This is a genomic window from Streptomyces sp. SID3212, from assembly GCF_009865405.1.
Lineage (GTDB): Bacteria > Actinomycetota > Actinomycetes > Streptomycetales > Streptomycetaceae > Streptomyces.
Map to the genome: position 1 here is coordinate 1 of NZ_WWJY01000420.1, position 1,517 is coordinate 1,517.

The window sequence follows — 1,517 nt, forward strand, 5'->3', positions numbered from 1 at the left end:
TCGGACGCGCTGCCGCTGTGGCAGGCGGCGGGGGTGGCCCTGCTGGTCGCGGCGTTCGCCTCCGGCGGTCTGCTGCTGTCCCAGAAGGCCTACCGCGGCGGCCTGGGCGCGCCGCTCGCGGTCCTGACCCTGGCGAACCCGGTTGCGGCCGCTGCCATAGGCCTGACCCTCCTGGGCGAACGCCTCCAGGGCGGCGCGCTGGGGGTGGTGGCGGCAGCGGTGGGCGCGGTGGTCGCGGCGAGGGGCGTGATCCTCCTGACCCGCACGGCACCGGGGTCGGCGGTGCCGGTGGCCTCCGGTGCGCCGGACCCGGGCGGGCTTGCCGTCCCGGATGCGCTGGAGCGCGTGGGTACTCCGGACTCCGTCGAGGCGCCGGTGGGTCGCGCGGTTCGCGTGCCGGACGCGGGGGTGGGCTCGCAGGCTCGTGCGGTCGTGGAGGGTGCGAGCGTCCCGGAAGCCTCGGACGGGGCCGGGGTGCCGTTGGTGCGCGGGCTGTCCGACGTACCCGAGGCGCGGGCGGGCTCGGGTGCCCGCGCCGTTCCGAAGGCTCCGGAGCCCGCGGACAGCCGGGGCGCCGTGGAGGTGCCGGCCGAGCGTGAAGTCCGTGCGCGGGATGCGCGGGTGGGCTCGCAGGCCGCGGGCGCTCCGAATGCCCTGGGCGGGGTGGGGGCGCGATCGGCGGCCGGGGTGACCCGCGTGCCGGACGCGTCGATGGGCTCCGATGCCCGTGTTCCGGAAACGCTGGAGCCCTTGGCCACTCTGGACGCCGTGAAGGCGCCGGTGGGGTCGGGGTTCGGTGTGCTGGACGCGGGGGCTGTGGGCGACCCGGACGTGCGGTCCGCGGCGGAGATTTCCCGAGCCTCGGACACGCCGGTGGTGTCGGGTGTCCCTGTCGGTCCTGAGATTGCGGAGCCCGTCGGCACCCCCGACTCCGTCGCGGCGCCGGTGGGCCAGGAGATCGGCGTACCGGATCTGTTCCTGCCCGGCGTACCCGCGCCTGCCGCGCGGCGGGACGGTACGCCGTCCGCCGCCCGAACCACCGGGACGGCGTCGTCGCCGACGCCCCGGGTCCCGGTCCGAACCACCGTGCGTCGGCCGTCCGCCCCGACGGCCGACGCACGGATGGCCGTACGGCCCGCGGCGGCTTCCGAGCCGCCCGGTCCTTCGTCCACGGGGCGGATGACCGTGGTGCCGCTGAGGCTCCTGCACGCGGGGATCCGGGACGTACCGGCGGCGGCCGGGCGGTCCGAGCCGGCGAACACCGACAAGCGGCCGGGGCCGTCGGCGCCGCCCATCCTCGCGCCTGCCCCTGTGGGGCGGACGTCGGCGGGGCCGTCGCGGAACGCCTCCGACGCGTCGGACCGTACGACCGCCGTGCGGTCCACGGACACCACAGCCACCGCGCCGGGCGAGGCCGGCACGACCCGGCCCGGCAGGTCCGCGCGGATGTCGGTGGTGCCGTTGCGACGACTCCAGTTGGTTGCTCCGGACGGTCCCCACGCACAGGCTGCGGGGCC

General features: G+C 77.5%; 1 pseudogene. It reads left to right on the top strand.

The annotated features are described in order from the left end of the window. Positions 1-264, top strand: a pseudogene (locus tag GT042_RS12570) (hypothetical protein); the annotation flags it as partial. Positions 265-1,517: the final 1,253 nt, after the last annotated feature.